This is a genomic window from Flavihumibacter stibioxidans (assembly GCF_014332695.1).
In the GTDB taxonomy this organism is placed as follows: Bacteria; Bacteroidota; Bacteroidia; order Chitinophagales; family Chitinophagaceae; genus Flavihumibacter; species Flavihumibacter stibioxidans.
The window spans coordinates 61,224-77,207 of sequence record NZ_MBUA01000031.1 but is presented as its reverse complement, the minus strand read 5'-3'; the positions used below and the strand labels follow the sequence as shown (position 1 = coordinate 77,207).

19 protein-coding genes and 2 tRNA genes are annotated in these 15,984 nt (G+C 45.4%); 15 read left to right on the top strand and 6 right to left on the bottom strand.

The annotated features are described in order from the left end of the window. Positions 1–2 precede the first annotated feature (2 nt). The 3 genes from BC349_RS19395 to BC349_RS19385 all read left to right on the top strand — a co-directional run bounded on the left by BC349_RS19395 (position 3) and on the right by BC349_RS19385 (position 1,267). Positions 3–76, top strand: a tRNA-Arg gene (locus BC349_RS19395). 42 nt (positions 77–118) lie between these two features. After that, entirely contained in the window at positions 119–583 is a 465-nt protein-coding gene (locus tag BC349_RS19390; RefSeq protein WP_187258453.1) for a 23S rRNA (pseudouridine(1915)-N(3))-methyltransferase RlmH, read from the top strand. 39 nt (positions 584–622) lie between these two features. Then, entirely contained in the window at positions 623–1,267 is a 645-nt protein-coding gene (locus BC349_RS19385; RefSeq protein ID WP_187258452.1) for a rhomboid family intramembrane serine protease, read from the top strand. A gap of 159 nt (positions 1,268–1,426) precedes the next feature. Here BC349_RS19385 and tilS read toward each other — a convergent pair whose 3' ends face one another. Beyond that, positions 1,427–2,806 carry a tRNA lysidine(34) synthetase TilS gene (gene tilS, locus BC349_RS19380; protein ID WP_187258451.1) on the bottom strand — a complete coding sequence of 460 codons (1,380 nt, stop codon included), beginning with the start codon at positions 2,804–2,806 and terminating at the stop codon, positions 1,427–1,429. 102 nt (positions 2,807–2,908) lie between these two features. Between tilS and BC349_RS19375 the strand changes: the two genes are divergently transcribed. Further along, positions 2,909–3,595 carry a hypothetical protein gene (locus tag BC349_RS19375; protein WP_187258450.1) on the top strand — a complete coding sequence of 229 codons (687 nt, stop codon included), beginning with the start codon at positions 2,909–2,911 and terminating at the stop codon, positions 3,593–3,595. Here BC349_RS19375 and BC349_RS19370 read toward each other — a convergent pair. Next, a complete protein-coding gene (locus BC349_RS19370; protein ID WP_187258449.1) occupies positions 3,585–3,896 on the bottom strand; it encodes a tetratricopeptide repeat protein in 312 nt (103 codons plus the stop codon). The genes BC349_RS19375 and BC349_RS19370 overlap by 11 nt on opposite strands. A 111-nt stretch (positions 3,897–4,007) precedes the next feature. Between BC349_RS19370 and BC349_RS19365 the strand changes: the two genes are divergently transcribed. From BC349_RS19365 to rocD, 5 genes are all read left to right on the top strand, one after another. Continuing rightward, positions 4,008–4,751 carry an electron transfer flavoprotein subunit beta/FixA family protein gene (locus BC349_RS19365; RefSeq protein ID WP_187258448.1) on the top strand — a complete coding sequence of 248 codons (744 nt, stop codon included), beginning with the start codon at positions 4,008–4,010 and terminating at the stop codon, positions 4,749–4,751. A 46-nt stretch (positions 4,752–4,797) separates the two neighbouring features. Next, positions 4,798–5,760: an electron transfer flavoprotein subunit alpha/FixB family protein gene (locus BC349_RS19360; protein WP_187258447.1), complete on the top strand. Its 963-nt coding sequence runs from the start codon at positions 4,798–4,800 to the stop codon at positions 5,758–5,760. 121 nt (positions 5,761–5,881) lie between these two features. Continuing rightward, the gene (locus tag BC349_RS19355; RefSeq protein ID WP_187258446.1) at positions 5,882–6,475 is read left to right on the top strand and encodes a bifunctional nuclease family protein; all 594 of its coding nucleotides are present in this window, start codon (positions 5,882–5,884) and stop codon (positions 6,473–6,475) included. 19 nt (positions 6,476–6,494) lie between these two features. Then, positions 6,495–7,313 carry a 4-(cytidine 5'-diphospho)-2-C-methyl-D-erythritol kinase gene (gene ispE / locus BC349_RS19350; RefSeq protein ID WP_187258445.1) on the top strand — a complete coding sequence of 273 codons (819 nt, stop codon included), beginning with the start codon at positions 6,495–6,497 and terminating at the stop codon, positions 7,311–7,313. Positions 7,314–7,495: 182 nt separating this feature from the next. Continuing rightward, positions 7,496–8,728 carry an ornithine--oxo-acid transaminase gene (rocD, locus tag BC349_RS19345; protein WP_187258444.1) on the top strand — a complete coding sequence of 411 codons (1,233 nt, stop codon included), beginning with the start codon at positions 7,496–7,498 and terminating at the stop codon, positions 8,726–8,728. A gap of 38 nt (positions 8,729–8,766) precedes the next feature. Here rocD and BC349_RS19340 read toward each other — a convergent pair whose 3' ends face one another. After that, entirely contained in the window at positions 8,767–9,162 is a 396-nt protein-coding gene (locus BC349_RS19340; protein WP_187258443.1) for a hypothetical protein, read from the bottom strand. 58 nt (positions 9,163–9,220) lie between these two features. Further along, positions 9,221–9,294: transfer RNA gene (locus BC349_RS19335), tRNA-Cys, on the bottom strand. A gap of 84 nt (positions 9,295–9,378) precedes the next feature. On the opposite strand from BC349_RS19335, the gene BC349_RS19330 reads away from it, so the two are divergent. From BC349_RS19330 to BC349_RS19310, 5 genes are read left to right on the top strand one after another with little or no spacing between them, the layout of a single operon-like run. Next, the gene (locus BC349_RS19330) at positions 9,379–10,254 is read left to right on the top strand and encodes a nucleoside phosphorylase (protein ID WP_187258442.1); all 876 of its coding nucleotides are present in this window, start codon (positions 9,379–9,381) and stop codon (positions 10,252–10,254) included. 32 nt (positions 10,255–10,286) lie between these two features. Further along, positions 10,287–11,075: a diaminopimelate epimerase gene (gene dapF / locus BC349_RS19325; RefSeq protein ID WP_187258441.1), complete on the top strand. Its 789-nt coding sequence runs from the start codon at positions 10,287–10,289 to the stop codon at positions 11,073–11,075. A gap of 15 nt (positions 11,076–11,090) precedes the next feature. Further along, positions 11,091–12,029, top strand: a complete 939-nt coding sequence (locus tag BC349_RS19320) for a CorA family divalent cation transporter (protein ID WP_187258440.1) — start codon at positions 11,091–11,093, stop codon at positions 12,027–12,029. 5 nt (positions 12,030–12,034) lie between these two features. Then, a complete protein-coding gene (locus BC349_RS19315) occupies positions 12,035–12,502 on the top strand; it encodes an NUDIX hydrolase (protein WP_187258439.1) in 468 nt (155 codons plus the stop codon). Positions 12,503–12,544: 42 nt separating this feature from the next. After that, positions 12,545–13,675, top strand: coding sequence for a rhomboid family intramembrane serine protease (locus BC349_RS19310; protein WP_187258438.1), 1,131 nt, complete (start codon positions 12,545–12,547; stop codon positions 13,673–13,675). 6 nt (positions 13,676–13,681) lie between these two features. On the opposite strand, the gene BC349_RS19305 is transcribed toward BC349_RS19310, so the two are convergent. Further along, the gene (locus BC349_RS19305; RefSeq protein WP_187258437.1) at positions 13,682–13,984 is read right to left on the bottom strand and encodes a phosphoribosylpyrophosphate synthetase; all 303 of its coding nucleotides are present in this window, start codon (positions 13,982–13,984) and stop codon (positions 13,682–13,684) included. Between the two features lie 108 nt (positions 13,985–14,092). On the opposite strand from BC349_RS19305, the gene ahcY reads away from it, so the two are divergent. Then, a complete protein-coding gene (gene ahcY, locus BC349_RS19300) occupies positions 14,093–15,421 on the top strand; it encodes an adenosylhomocysteinase (protein ID WP_187258436.1) in 1,329 nt (442 codons plus the stop codon). 54 nt (positions 15,422–15,475) lie between these two features. Here the strand turns inward: ahcY and BC349_RS19295 are convergent, their stop codons facing one another. Continuing rightward, the gene (locus tag BC349_RS19295) at positions 15,476–15,943 is read right to left on the bottom strand and encodes a hypothetical protein (protein ID WP_187258435.1); all 468 of its coding nucleotides are present in this window, start codon (positions 15,941–15,943) and stop codon (positions 15,476–15,478) included. Between the last annotated feature and the right edge of the window lie 41 nt (positions 15,944–15,984).

Below are 15,984 nucleotides of genomic sequence, written 5' to 3'. Positions count from 1 at the left end.
ATGGCTCCGTAGCTCAACTGAATAGAGCATCTGACTACGGATCAGAAGGTTTCAGGTTTGAATCCTGACGGAGTCACAAAAGCCCTGCGTTTGCAGGGCATTTTTTTTGGATATAATCATGAAAATCCAGCTGCTCACCATTGGCAAACAACAGGACCCGACAACACGTCTGGCTGTGGAAGATTTCACCCAAAGGATCAACCGATATTTTCCCTGCGAATGGAAATTACTTCCGCCATCCAAGTTAACTGAACCGGCCGCCATTAAAAAGGCCGAAGCACAGCAGGTTCTTCAGTATCTGCAAAAAGATGATTACCTGGTACTTCTTGATGAGCGGGGTAAGAATATCAGTTCCCCTGAACTTTCCAGCCTGTTACAGCAGCGTGCCAATGAAAGCCGCAAGCAATTGATTTTCCTGATCGGTGGCGCCTATGGCGTTGATTCTTCGGTACAACAAAGGGCCGATTTCACCTGGAGCCTGTCCAAACTGGTATTCCCCCACCAGATCGCAAGGCTGGTGCTGGCTGAACAGGTATACCGGGCCTGTACCATTCTCAGGAATGAAAAATATCACCATGACTGAGGCGTTTAATGCCTGATTGAAATTGTTTATCTTTCGCACATGATTAGTATTACCCTATCCATTGTATTACTGACTGTTGTGATCTCATTTACAGCATTCAATAAGGAAAAAGTAAAAGAAGATCTGCTGTTCTGGCCCGCAGTAATCGACAGCCGCAAGCAGTATTACCGGTTTTTAACCTGTGGGTTTGTGCACGGCGACCTGATGCACCTTGCCTTCAACATGATTTCACTTTTTTCCTTTGGTGAATTCCTGGAGGTTTATCTTTTCGCTCATCCGGGATTATTTGGCAGTAAGGGTAAACTGGTTTACCTGATGTTGTACCTGCTGGCCCTTATTTTCTCCGTGCTGCCAGATTATTTTCAGTATAGAAAAAACTATTCATACCGGGCACTGGGTGCATCCGGGGCTGTTTCAGCCGTCATCTTTTCAGCCATCCTGCTGAACCCCGCCACTCCTATCCGCCTGATGTTTATTCCGATCGATATTCCGGGTTATATTTTCGGGTTTATATTTCTGGCATTATCAGCCTACCTGGCCAAAAGAGGCGGCGATAATATCGGCCACCGGGCTCACTTTTCAGGTGCAATTTTCGGGGTGTTATACACTATAATCGCAGCTAAATTGCTGGCCAATTTTGATGTTATCAAATCATTCATTGAAGCAATTAAGGAACGGTATTAATTCAGGTGTTTAGGTTCCGGGAAAGCTGTCTGACGTTTTCCCCGAAAGCCGTCTGACGTTTTCCCCGAAAGCCGTCTGACGTTAGTATCCACCGTATTCAATAATGCTAAACGTCAGACGGCTCAAATCCTAAACGTCAGACGGCTCAAATCCGACATGTCAGACACCAGTTTCGTGGAAGCGCATAACCAGCACCGTTTTTGTACCGGGGGTAATTTTAAACCGGTCGTCTATTCTCTGTCCCACTAACCAGATAATTTTCCGGGCGCTTTCCAGTATTCTTATTCTTTCTTTTTCTACCCGGCTGATCCTGGCATCAATAAAAAAACGTGCGAGTTTCTTTTTCTTTCTCATGCCCATGGGGTAAAAATAATCTCCCTGCTTCCACTTCCGCAACAGTAAGGGGTAAACGATATCAGCAGCATCCAGGAAGGCTGTGTTTTTATCTGCCGGAATGGACTGCCCGGTATAGGGTATGGTTTCCCACTCAAGCCTGCCACCTGCAAGACTTAACTGTCCCTGGTCTTTTTCAAGAAGCATGATCCCGTTATCCTGTGATTCAAGCGGAGACAGTACCAGCCAGTTCCTGTCCTTCAACAGGCGGAATGAAATTGATTCCAAATTTGTACCACTGCCATCAATATAGTGACCAGTCTGGCTATCCAGCAATGCCAGGCAAGCCCTGGTCTGTTCCGAACTAAATCCAAAAGGATTGAGCCAGGAAAACAACACTGCTTCAGTACCTGGCAACTGGCGTAACCTTCCGATGGGCACCATCTGTTCATTCCCTTTCCGGACGATTAATTTCCTTAGGACTGTAGCCATGGAATGATCGTAAAAGGACTGTACCTGCCTGAAATGATACGCCGTGTCATTCAGGGTACCAACAAGTGAAGGATACTGTTGCTGTACAAGTGGAATTACAGACAACCTTATAAAGTTCCGGGCGTATTTCTCCGAAATATTGGAACTGTCTTCCACCCAAATGATCTTTTCCTTAACGGCAAAATCAAGCAAATCCTCCCTTGCCGCAAACAGCAGCGGGCGCCTGATTTTATCCCGTACCGGTAAAATTCCCCGCATACCCTGCAGGCCGGTTCCCCTGAACAGATTCAATAAAACTGTTTCCGCATTATCATTCGCATGGTGTGCCGTGAGCAGGCATTCCAGAGGTTTGGCCGTATCACCTGAGGACCGGATCAGTTCCTCAAACCATTGATACCGTAACTGCCGGGCTGCTACCTGAACCGAACATTTATTGCTGGCGGCATAGGCCATTGTATCCTGACGGGTAATATGAAATGGCACCCCCATCTGATTCGCCAATTCAATCACAAAAGCTGCATCCCGCTCACTTTCATCCCCCCTCAATTGAAAATTCACATGCGCAATTTCAAAATCAAAACCACCCATTTTCAATAAATGACAAAGCACAACAGAGTCAAGCCCGCCACTCACAGCAACCAATAATCGCTGTGACCTGGTGAAGAGTTTTTCCTGTTTTACAAAATGAGCAAAGGCCCGGTTTAATGGGTGCATAAAAAAAGAGTATTTGTACTCGTATAATTACGATAGAAATTAATAATTCAACAGCTACTTTAGTGTTGTTATATTAAACCTATTCTTAAGTTATTTTAGAAAATGCCAGACAAAGGTTATTTAATTTCCCTTATTGATAATCTGACCCTCCTTTCACTGATTTGCATCACTGCAATTTTACTGATAAAAAAGGGCTGGAATAATAAATTGTTCCTTTTCATCGGAATCAATGCCCTTTACAGCATCAGTTTATTCATCCTGGGGTATTTTTATCAAATGCAATCAAGGGAATACGAACTGGTCAGCAATCTTACCATGCATGCAGATACACTGAGTGGTTTGGGATTCTTTTACTTCCTGTGGAATGATGACCGTTTCCGCAAATTCCTGTTAATATCCATTCTTCCGGTACTGGGTACCTGGATCCTGACCTTGTTTTTTCAGGGTGTATTCAAAACACATTACTGGAACCTGATGCTGCCATCCTTATGGTACCTGGTTGTTTCGGTTTATGCCATGATGATGTTATACAGGAAATCCCATTTCATCGAAAGTGCCGGATATGTCAGTAAATTTTTATTAATTGCCGGATTCCTGTTCTATAATTTCATATATCTGGTTATCGAAACATGCTACCTCTTTGTAACAAGTATGCACAGCATCAGTGATGCCTGGAATATCAACTACTGGGGGTATTTCATTTTTCGGTTACTGATGCTTGCCGGTGTCATGAGCTGGTTTTATACCAGGAATAATTTACCGGCCACACTCGCTGCCGTTAGAAAGTAAGTTCCTCCAGAGCTGACCGGAGTTCCCCGAAAGCATGCTGATCACCAGCCCTGCCCGCTGCATCCATTCCCTTTTGATAACAGGTGATGGCAGCCTGGATATCCCCTGCCCTTTCCAGCAGTCTGGCAAGATGGTAGTAAGTGCCGATATACTCCGGATCCTTTTCCAGGATTTGTTCAAACAATTCCCTGGCCTGCATTTCGTCGCCCAGTTTTATTAATTCCAATGCCAAAGCATGCTTCAAAAAACTATCGGACGGAGCCTCGGCTAAAAACGCCTTTAATTTCTGTATTCGATCCATATTCGCTTTGCAAAAAATAATTTATACATCCGCTGATTTATCTTTACTCCTGATTATATTTGTATGCCATTTAGTTGCATAAACAACTTTTAAATACGAAAAAGCAGCTGTATGAAAATTCTAGTTTGTATTAGTAAAACACCGGACACTACTGCAAAAATAGCTTTCGTGGACAACAACACGAAATTCGCGGCAGATGGTGTGCAGTGGATCATCAACCCCTATGATGAATGGTATGCACTTGTTCGTGCCATTGAATTAAAGGAAAAGGATCCTGCCACAGTAATTCACCTGGTAAATGTTGGCGGAGCCGATACCGAACCCATCATCCGTAAAGCGCTGGCATTGGGTGGCGACGAAGCCATCAGGGTAAACTTTGACAGCCAGGACAGTTTTTCCATCGCTTCACAAATCGCAGCTATTGCAAAAGACGGAGCATATGACCTTATATTAACGGGAAAAGAAACCCTGGATTTTAATGGTGCATCCATTGGCGGAATGCTGGCTGAACTGCTTGACATTCCCTTCATTTCTCTGGCCACAAAGTTAGACCTGAACGGAACCATAGCTACGGTATCGCGTGAAATTGAAGGTGGAGAAGAAGTTGCCGAAGCCGCATTGCCACTGGTGGTGAGCTGTCAGAAAGGAATGGCAGAACAACGTATACCTAATATGAAAGGGATTATGGGTGCCCGAACCAAACCATTAAAAGTGGTGGAACCTGTTGCGGCAGACCCACTGACAGCCATTGTTGGTTTTGAATTACCACCAGCCAAAGCAGGCGTAAAACTGGTTTCGGCTGACCAACCGGAAGAACTGGTTCGCCTCTTACATGAAGAGGCAAAACTGTTTTGATTACCTGTTTAAAACCTGATTCCCCCACATTTATCAACCAATTATCATGTCTGTATTAATATATATCGACCAGGCTGAGGGCCAGATCAAAAAATCATCATTTGAAGCCGCCAGCTATGGCGCACGGCTGGCTGAACAAACCAGCACCCAGGCAGAAGCCGTTGTGGTTGGCAACAGCAGCGCCGATCTTTCCATGCTGGGAAAATATGGCATAAAAAAAGTACACCATGTGAACAATGAAATGCTGAACCATTTCGATGCCCAAACCTATACCAGGGTTATCGGCCAGGTTACAGAAGCATGCCAGGCAACAGTGGTGGTGTTATCCAATAATGTAAATGGGAAAGCAATCGCTCCCGGATTGTCGGCAAGGCTTAAAGCCGGTCTGGTAGCAGGAGCGGTTTCCCTTCCTGATACTTCCAACGGGTTCGTAGTTAAAAAAGGAGTTTTCAGCGGAAAAGCATTTGCCAACGTCAATGTTCTGTCTCCCATCAAAATCATCGGCCTTACCCCGAATGCTTTTTCACCAGTAGCCGGTGAGGGAACTGCAGAGGTGGTTGCCTTCAATGCTTCCATCGATGCGCCCAGGGTAAAACACCTGGCTACCAACAAGGTGCAGGGACAGATTCCATTAAGTGAGGCGGAACTGGTGATCAGTGGTGGCAGGGGCCTGAAGGGATCTGAAAACTGGGGTATGATCGAGGAGCTGGCCGGACTGATTGGTGCAGCCACTGCCTGCAGCCGTGCCGTTGCTGATGCCCACTGGAGGCCACACCATGAACATGTTGGCCAGACTGGTGGATCCATTGCCCCCAACCTTTATTTTGCTGTCGGCATTTCAGGTGCCATCCAGCACCTGGCCGGTGTAAACCGTAGTAAAGTCATTGTAGTGATAAATAAGGATCCCGAAGCACCATTCTTTAAAGCTGCCGATTATGGCATTGTGGGCGACGCGTTTGAAGTAATGCCCAAAGTAATTGATGCAGTGAAGAAATTGAAGGGCGCCTGATCCGGATGGAAACTAAGAGGTGAGAAGCGAGAGGTGAGATGGAATTTCTGTTCCGGACGATCACTTCTCTCCTTTCACCTCTCAATTTTTTCATAAAATGCCTTAGTTTCGTGACTTCATTATGAGGAAGATAGAACTGGAAATAGTTGCCTTGTCGCACAGTATCACCCAAACGCATTCATATGCCGTTGTTTTGGGGGAAGTAAACGGCTTGCGTCGCCTGCCAATTGTTATCGGTGGTTTTGAAGCGCAGGCAATTGCGGTGGCTTTGGAAAAAATGCAACCCAGCAGACCCCTCACCCATGATCTCATGAAGAATTTTATGAGTGCCTTTAATGTGGACCTTACTGAAATCATCATCAGTGACCTTCAGGAAGGTATTTTCTATTCCAAACTGGTATGCGTAGGCGAAAATGATACAGTGGAAATAGACTCCCGTACTTCAGACGCCCTGGCACTGGCTGTCCGTTTTGGTTGCCCGATTTATACCTACGAGAATATCCTCGACAGTGCAGGCATCCTGATGGAAGATACTTCCACCAAAAAGAAAAAGCAGGTTACATCATCCTCCGAGAAAGAACCAACCGGAAATGAAGACCTGCATGCACTCAGCCTGGATGAACTGAATGTGCTGCTCAATGAAGTGCTGGAACAGGAAGATTATATCAGGGCCATCGCAATCCGCGACGAAATAAACAGTCGTAAAAACCAATAAAGGTTAAACCCTCCGGGCTGTGATAGTATTTCCCAATGCCAAGATAAACCTGGGCCTCCAGGTTACTGCCAGAAGGCCGGATGGCTATCATGATATCGCCACCGTTTTTTATCCTGTCAGTTGTACTGATGTGCTCGAGGCAGTACGGGCAGAGAAATTCTCCTTTACTTCCAGCGGGCTGGTGATCGATGCTTCTGCAGATAATAACCTTTGCGTAAAAGCCTGGAAATTGCTGCAACAAGATTACCAGTTAGCGCCGGTTGCCATGCACCTGCATAAAAATATTCCCATGGGAGCCGGACTGGGCGGAGGTTCTGCCGATGGTGCATTTACGCTCCTGCTCCTGAATGACCTGTTCCGGCTTGATATACCTGAAGAAAAATTACTGACCTATGCCCTTAGGCTGGGAAGCGATTGTCCATTTTTTATATTAAACAAGCCGGTTTATGCCACAGGCCGAGGTGAATTGATGGCCCCGGTAAACGTACCCGACCTTACCGGAAAAAAGATCCTGCTGGTTAATCCTGGTCTGCACATCAGTACGCCATGGGCCTTTAACCAGTTAACGCTCAAACAGCACCAGACCTACCTTCCAGATTTGGTGCAACAACCCATATCCAACTGGAAAAACAACCTTGAAAATGATTTTGAAAAAATAGTATTCCAGGAATATCCACAGCTTGAAACCATTCAACTTAAACTATATGAACAGGGCGCAATTTTTGCCGGGATGACCGGCACCGGTTCAACTATGTTCGGCATATTCAATACTCTTCCCGATCATTCGTTGGCGGACTTCCCGGATAACTGTAAACTAATTCCCCTCGACCTGCGGTAAGCATACTTGCCATTTTTTATTTATCTTGCCCCTAAATTACAGGCAATCATCTCCCTGAATACCATACACGATTTCCTTTCCGGAAACCTGGATTTTCTCGATCATCGAGGATAAAGTCATACTGTCTGCGGCAGACCCTGCCCTTTTTTACTCATTACTATTTTATTTAATACTTGTCTGGTATGACTTCAACTACTTTATTATCTGAAAAGACCCAATATTATCTCGATTTAGAAGACCAATACGGCGCCCATAATTATCATCCGCTTCCCGTTGTATTGAACAAGGGCGAAGGTGTGTTTCTCTGGGATGTGGATGGAAAACGGTATTACGATTTCCTGAGCGGCTACAGTGCTGTGAACCAGGGACATTGCCATCCGCGGATCATCCAGTCTCTGGTAGAGCAGGCGGGCAAACTCACCCTTACATCCCGTGCTTTCCACAACAACCTGCTGGGACAGTACGAAAAATACATTACCGATTATTTCGGATACGACAAGGTACTGCCCATGAATACCGGTGTGGAAGGTGGCGAAACGGCCATCAAACTCGCCAGGCGCTGGGCTTATGTAAAAAAAGGCGTTCCGGAAAATAAGGCCAAAGTGATTTTTGCTGAAAACAATTTCTGGGGCCGTACGCTGGCTGCCATCTCCTCATCAACAGACCCCAGCAGTTACAGGCAGTTTGGCCCCTATATGCCGGGATTTGAACTTGTCCCTTATAACGACCTCCCCTCCCTGGAAAAAGCCCTGCAGGATCCCCATGTGGCGGCGTTTATGGTTGAACCGATCCAGGGAGAAGCAGGCGTGGTGGTTCCGCATGATGGATACCTGAGCGGTGTGCGCGAACTCTGTTCAAGATACAATGTGCTGTTTATTGCAGATGAGATCCAGACCGGACTGGCAAGAACCGGTAAGATGCTGGCTTGTGATCATGAAAATGTTCGCCCGGATATCTTAATTCTGGGGAAAGCATTAAGCGGTGGTGTTTTGCCGGTGAGCGCAGTTTTGGCGGATGATTTTATCATGATGAATATCAAGCCGGGAGAGCATGGTTCCACTTATGGAGGCAATCCCCTTGCCTGCGCGGTGGCGATGACAGCCTTACAGGTACTGAAAGACGAAAAGATGGCAGAACATGCGGAAGAAATGGGCCAACTGCTTCGCCAGGAACTGGCTGGTCTTCAATCACCATATATTAAAACCATCAGGGGAAAAGGCTTATTGAATGCCATAGTCATTGAACATTCCAACCCTGAAGCTGCCTGGGAACTTTGTCTTTTCCTGAAAGATGCCGGCCTCCTGGCAAAACCCACCCATGGTGATAAGATTCGTTTTGCACCGCCGCTCACCATCACAAGGGAACAAATCATGGATTGTACAGGCATTATTGGCAGCTGCCTGCAAATGCTATAAGCTAATAGAAGTTAAAAAAGCCCCGCGGGGCTTTTTTTTTATGATTTATTTCCTTCCAGTTTTACCTGGGGAAAAACTGCCATGATCATCTGAATGGCTGATCCTGCCATCAACAGGTACAAGCCGGCCTGCTTTACAGGGCAATCTCCGCCATGACAGGTAGATACTAGGATCATATTCCGGAATGCCCAGGCAAGGTTGAAACCTGTGAAGAATAAATTACTCCTCTTGGCCCATACTTTTGGCAGCAGGAATAAAACAAATGAAATACTGCTCATGAAAGTATTGATTAGTCCCGGCATGCCAAACCCGGTTTTCTCGGTCCTGAACCCGGTTACCACAATCCCGAGGTCAGGAATACTGATCCATGACATAAAACAGGAAATGATAACTGCAGCAGCTGCTACCGCGCCAATCTGATTGGAATATTTCATGCTTGAAATTTAATCATAAAAAAAGATCACAGTATCATTATAATAACTGTGATCTTTTTGGAGGTCCCGAGCAGATTCGAACTGCTGTAGAAGCTTTTGCAGAGCTCTGCCTAGCCACTCGGCCACAGGACCATTTTTGAATCGGGCACGAATTTAGGGATTTTTATACATTCGTTGCAAATTCATTCCGAAAATCTTCTCTTAAACGCCTTAAGTATGAAATCTATTGCACCATCAGAATTAATTATTAATAACCGCGGAGCCATATATCATCTTGATCTGCGTCCGGAAGAATTGGCCAACACCATCATTACCGTTGGAGATCCCGACAGGGTTAAAGCCATCAGCAGGCATTTTGACAGGATCGACTACCAGCGCCAGCATCGCGAATTCATTACACATACCGGATGGATTGGTAAAAAACAAATTTCAGTGGTATCAACCGGCATCGGCCCCGACAATATTGATATTGTTATGAATGAGCTGGACGCTCTCGCCAATATAAATTTTGACACCAGGACAATCAGGCCGGAACTGACCAGCCTTTCAATATTTCGAATTGGCACTTCCGGTTCACTACAGGCCGATATACCGGTTGATGGTTTTGTAGCGGGCACCCACGGTCTCGGAATCGATAACCTTCTGAACTTTTACAGACTGGAACAGAATGAAGAAGAACAACAGCTTTTACAAGCCTTCCTGACACAAACCCAGGTTCATAATCAGTTTACACAACCCTATATCAGTAGTGCCGCAGGCTCACTGCTAAAACATTTTGTAGATGGCTATCACTCGGGCATAACCGTAACCTGTCCGGGTTTCTATGGTCCCCAGGGCAGGGTCCTTCGGTTGGGACTGAGCAATCCGGACCTGGTAGACAGATTGACAGATTTTCGTTTTGGTCAGTACAGGATCACTAACTTTGAAATGGAAACTTCGGCTATTTATGGATTGGGACGATTACTCGGCCACCAGTGCCTGAGCCTGAATGCCATCGTGGCCAACAGGGTGGTAAAAGAATTCTCAAAAGACGGCCAGGCCGCAGTAGAAAAACTGATTGAAAAAACGCTTGGCATCATTGCCGGGATCTGATTTAACATCAAAACCCAAACAGGTTTAACGTTATGGAACTTTCATTCTACAAATACCAGGGTACGGGAAATGATTTTGTCATTCTCGACAACCGGGATCAGCGTTACAATTCATTAACCAATGAGGAGATTCATTTTTTATGTAACCGCAGGTTTGGGATCGGTGCAGACGGGTTGATGCTACTGAATGCCAGGGAAGGGTATGATTTTGAAATGAAGTATTTCAATTCAGACGGCAATGAGAGTTCGATGTGCGGCAACGGCGGCCGATGCCTGGTCAAGTTTGCATTTCACATGGGTATAGTCCGTACCAGCTACAGCTTTATTGCAACGGACGGGCCGCATGAAGCAGAGATTGATGAACGGGGGGATGTCAGGCTGAAAATGCAGGACGTAACAGAAGTAAAAGAACACCATGGCGATGAAGTAATGAACACAGGATCGCCCCATTATGTAAAAACCGTGCAGAACCTGGATACCTTTGACGTTTTTAACAAAGGAAGGGAAATCCGCTACAGTCATGCCTTTCAGCCCGGCGGCTTAAATGTTAATTTCGTGGAACCAAGATCTGAGGACGAAATCATGGTGCGTACCTATGAAAGGGGAGTCGAAGATGAGACCCTGAGTTGTGGTACGGGGGTTACCGCCAGCGCTATTGCCAACTTCCACAATGAACAGGGCTTTAATGAAGTCAGCGTAATCACCCGCGGGGGAAGGCTATCGGTAGAGTTTGAACGCAACAGGGATGGCAGTTTTACCAATGTTTGGCTGTGTGGCCCCGCTGAAAAAGTTTTTGAAGGAACTATCCTTTTACCACAATAAACCTATTTTGCAGGCGTGATCCAGTACTTCAAAAATATAGACCACCAGACCGTTGCTATCAATAAGCCTGAAAATGGTGTATGGGTAAATGTATTGCCCCCCCTTAAACAGGAGGAGTTTACCGAATTATCCTCCGAATTGGATATACCCCTTGATTTTTTGACTGATTCACTTGATATTGATGAACGCACCCGCTTTGAAGAAGAAGACAATGTCAAACTGATCGTAATTAAAACCCCCACGGAGAATAATTCTTTCAACGACAGCGATGCATACTATATCACCATTCCGATTTGTATCATCCTTACCCACAACCAGATCGTTACGGTCAACTCTTTCGAAAACGATGCGATCAAAAAATTCCTGAATACTTTTCAGAACCGGCATCCGGACAACCGTAAGCTGATGGTCCTGAAAATCATTGAGAAAGTAGTTCAGAATTATATGGAATTCCTGAAGGAAATCAACCACAAGAGGAACCTTCTTGAACAAAAACTATATGACGCCAACAGGAACGAGGAATTGTTGCAACTGATGAGGATACAGAAAAGCCTTGTGTATTTTGTTACAGCACTCCGAAGCAATGAACTGTTGCTGATTAAACTGGAACGTACCAATTTCATGGGGCTGAATGAAGAGGAGAAAGAAATCCTGAACGACCTTATTGTTGATAATTCCCAGGCCCTCGAAATGGCCAATATTTATACCAATATCCTTTCGAGTACCCTGGATGCCTTTGCCAGCATCATTGCAAACAACCAGAACGAAGTCCTGAAAAGGCTCTCCGTAATTACCATAACCCTTAGTTTTCCCGTATTGGTAGCGAGTATTTATGGCATGAATGTACCCATCCCCTATGCAGATTCCCCATTTGCGTTTTATATTCCGGTCTTTCTGTCCATGGCCATCTCGCTGGTCATCGGATGGTTTTTCCTGAAAAAGAAATTATTCTGAATACAATGTTTAACGTTCGTGTGTACGGTATCCTCATCAATGAGCAGCAACAGGTACTTGTAAGTGATGAAAAAATCCGTGGTGGATTTTATACCAAGTTTCCGGGAGGTGGCCTCGAATTCGGGGAAGGAACCCGCGACTGCCTCAAAAGAGAATTCATGGAAGAGATGAACCTGGATGTGACCATCGGTTCACATATCTATACCACGGATTTTTTCCAGATGAGCGCATTCAATCCGGAGCACCAGATCATATCTATCTATTATTTTGCCCATGCCCGGGAACAGATTAAAGTGCCTTTACGTTCCGAACCGTTTGATTTTGATGAAGACCAACTTCGGATATATGAACAGAAAAAAGAGATAGAAACCTTCCGGTTTATTAACTGGGAGTCATTCGATGAAAAAGCAGTGACACTGCCAATTGACAAGGTTGTTGCAAACCTGGTCAAAAATAACTTCGATAAATTTTGATTAATTGATTACTGGCAGTACTTTATAGGGAAATTTTTACCCTTGGATAATTTCAATAATAATTCAGATAGTTCTGTTTATGAGACCAATTCACAAACAGAAAAGGCAAGCGCGCAAGCCCACACGGAATCTTCAACCGGAACACCAGCTCCTTTCAATACTTTTGGGATAACCACCCTGATCATAACCATTAATGTTTTGATCTATGCAGCAATGGTGGTTTCCGGTGTAAACTGGCTGTCGCCGGACGTAGAAGATATGGTGAAATGGGGTGGCAATTTCAGGCCTGAAACCCTTGATGGAGGGTGGTTCCGGCTTTTAACCGCTTGTTTCCTGCACTACGGCATCCTTCACCTGCTGATGAATATGTATGCGCTGTATTATATCGGCAGAATCCTGGAGCCAACAATTGGAAAACTTCGATTTACAACCGCTTATATCCTATCCGGTGTCGGCGGCAGCGTCGTCAGTTTATATTTTAATAGTTATGTGGTAAGCGCAGGCGCCTCAGGTGCTATCTTCGGAATGTATGGACTCTACCTGGCATTACTAACGGTAAAATACATTCCCATGGTCAGGAGAAAAGATGAGCTGACCAGCATGATTGTGTTTATTGTTTACAACCTTGCTGCCGGACAGGCATTTAAATTTGACAATGCCGCTCATATTGGTGGACTGGTTTCAGGGTTTCTGATCGGCCGCATTTATGCCCACTCCATTTCCGAACCATTTAACAGGAGCCTTCTGAGGAATACGACCATCGGCCTGACCGTGGGTTTCCTGTTGATCATAACAATGGTATTTCAGACAGTAACCGATCACATTGGTATTTATGAGGAAAAAATGAAACGGTTTGCCATGCTCGAAAAATCTGCATTGGAAGTGTATGGTGTCAATACGGAGAACAGGGAAAACCTGTTGTATGAGCTGACTGAAAGAGGGGTATATTATTGGAATGAAGCAAAACAGGTATTGACAGAGATTGAAAGACTGGATATACCGGATGAGCTTAAACAAAAAAACATGAGCCTGCAACGTTACTGTGACCTGCGAATTAAGGTGTATGAATTAACCCATCGGGCAATTTCAAATGACACAGATGAGTTCAACAGCCAGATTGAAAAATACAACCTGGAAATTGAAGAATTGGTCAAAAAACTTACCGGTGCCTGATATCCCTTAGTGATGTATCGAAAGCTTTTTGATCATTTCGTCACTAATGGGGTCCGAATAGATGCCATAGGCATTTACCAGAACCCCCTTATGCCCGTGTTTTGACTCAATTGCAAAAAGAATGGATGAATCTGAAGGGTTAGTCATTCCTTCGAAGCGGTGAACCTCCACAATTTCAAACTCGGAAGGCATCAGGTTGATAGGCGTTTCATGACAAACGATGCAATCGAAAGACAGATTGAAATCGATATTATAACCCCGCTCCTTCAGCCCGTTCACAGCTTGCGATAAAGTATCATATGCGATCATGGCCTTGAATTGTTTACACAATCTAAGAAATCCTGATATGAATTTTCAACCCTTTTTGGTAAAGGCCTTCAAATTTGTACCTTTGCGGCGAAATTAAATATCAAAAACATGTCTACTGTTGTTAAATCAAATATTGACTTTTCACTACCTTATAAAGTGAAGGATATGAGTCTGGCAGAATGGGGCCGCAAGGAAATCCGCCTGGCAGAAGCAGAAATGCCCGGTCTGATGGCCCTTCGTGCAGAATATGGTGCCAGCCAGCCACTTAAAGGTGCCCGTATTGCCGGATGCCTTCATATGACCATCCAGACTGCCGTCCTGATCGAAACACTTGTAGCCCTTGGTGCCGAAGTAAAATGGAGCTCCTGTAATATTTTCTCTACCCAGGACCAGGCTGCAGCAGCCATTGCAGCCGCAGGTATTGGTGTATTCGCCTGGAAAGGGCAAACCGTAGAGGAGGCCGACTGGTGCATCGAACAAACCCTGTTTTTTGGTGCTGCCGACCGTCCGCTGAATATGATTCTTGACGATGGTGGTGATCTCACCAATATGGTTTTTGACAAATATCCGGAACTGATTCAGCATATTAAAGGCCTGAGTGAAGAAACTACCACCGGTGTACACCGCCTTTATGAGCGCATGGCAAAAGGCACTTTGCCGATTCCTGCCATCAATGTGAACGACTCTGTAACCAAGAGCAAATTCGATAACAAGTATGGTTGCAAGGAATCCCTGGTGGACGCAATCCGCCGCGCCACTGATGTAATGCTGGCCGGAAAAGTTGCTGTTGTGGGTGGATATGGTGATGTTGGAAAAGGTTCCGCAGCTTCCCTGGCCGGTGCAGGCTGCAGGGTGATCGTTACTGAAATCGATCCCATTTGTGCCCTCCAGGCGGCCATGGACGGTTTTGAAGTGAAGAAAATGATCGATGCCGTGAAGGAGGCAGATATTATTGTAACTGCATCCGGTTGCCGCGATCTTATCACCGGCGAGCATTTCAAGGTAATGAAGGACAAGGCGATTGTATGTAATATCGGCCACTTCGATATTGAGATTGATGTTGCCTGGCTGAATACCAACTATGGTCATACCAAGGATACTGTTAAGCCACAGGTGGATATTTACAATGTGGATGGAAAGGACATCATCCTGCTTGCAGAAGGCCGCCTGGTGAACCTGGGTTGTGCCACCGGTCACCCCAGTTTTGTGATGAGTAACTCCTTCACCAACCAGACCCTGGCACAGATCGAACTCTGGACCAATAACAGTAATTACGAGAACAAAGTATATGTACTTCCCAAGCACCTCGATGAAAAAGTTGCCCGTTTACACCTTGCCAAAATCGGTGTAGTGCTGGACGAACTGACAACTGAGCAGGCAGAATACCTGGGTATCGCCCAAAATGGCCCTTTCAAGCCCGAACATTACAGGTACTAATCCCCTACGCGTCTGACGCGCGTCTGACGTACGTCAGACGCGCGTCAGACGCGTTTATAAAATTTTGGCCTCCTTTGCCATACAATCCGACATTTTCATGAGCAGTTCCTGCTGCTGCGGGTTCAGGCTTACAATTGTTTTTTTATCGTTCCTGTCAGAAAAAGTTATGGAAACCACCTTTTTGGTGGCCAGTTTCTGCATCGCAGAAGGGGTAAATTGCCCTCCCCTCATCAGAATGTGAAAAAAACCGTTACAGTTATCTCCCCCCGTATTTTTCAGTTCCAGCTTCTGTTTTCCGCCCTCAAACAAAAACAAAGCCTCCGACTGCTCCCCAATGCAATTTGCCGCAGGATTACTGATCACAAAAAAATAATCAATTTCCTTCCCGGTAGCATCGATCGTTAACTGTACATCCTGCAATTGGAAAAAACCAGTAGAGATTTTTGGTTTTCCGCTGAAATCATCCGTGCCTCTCTGCAGTTTGCATTCCGGAGCCTGCGCAAAAACAGCTCCTGATCCCATTACAATAAATAATATTAGTAGCGTGGATAGTCTATTCATAC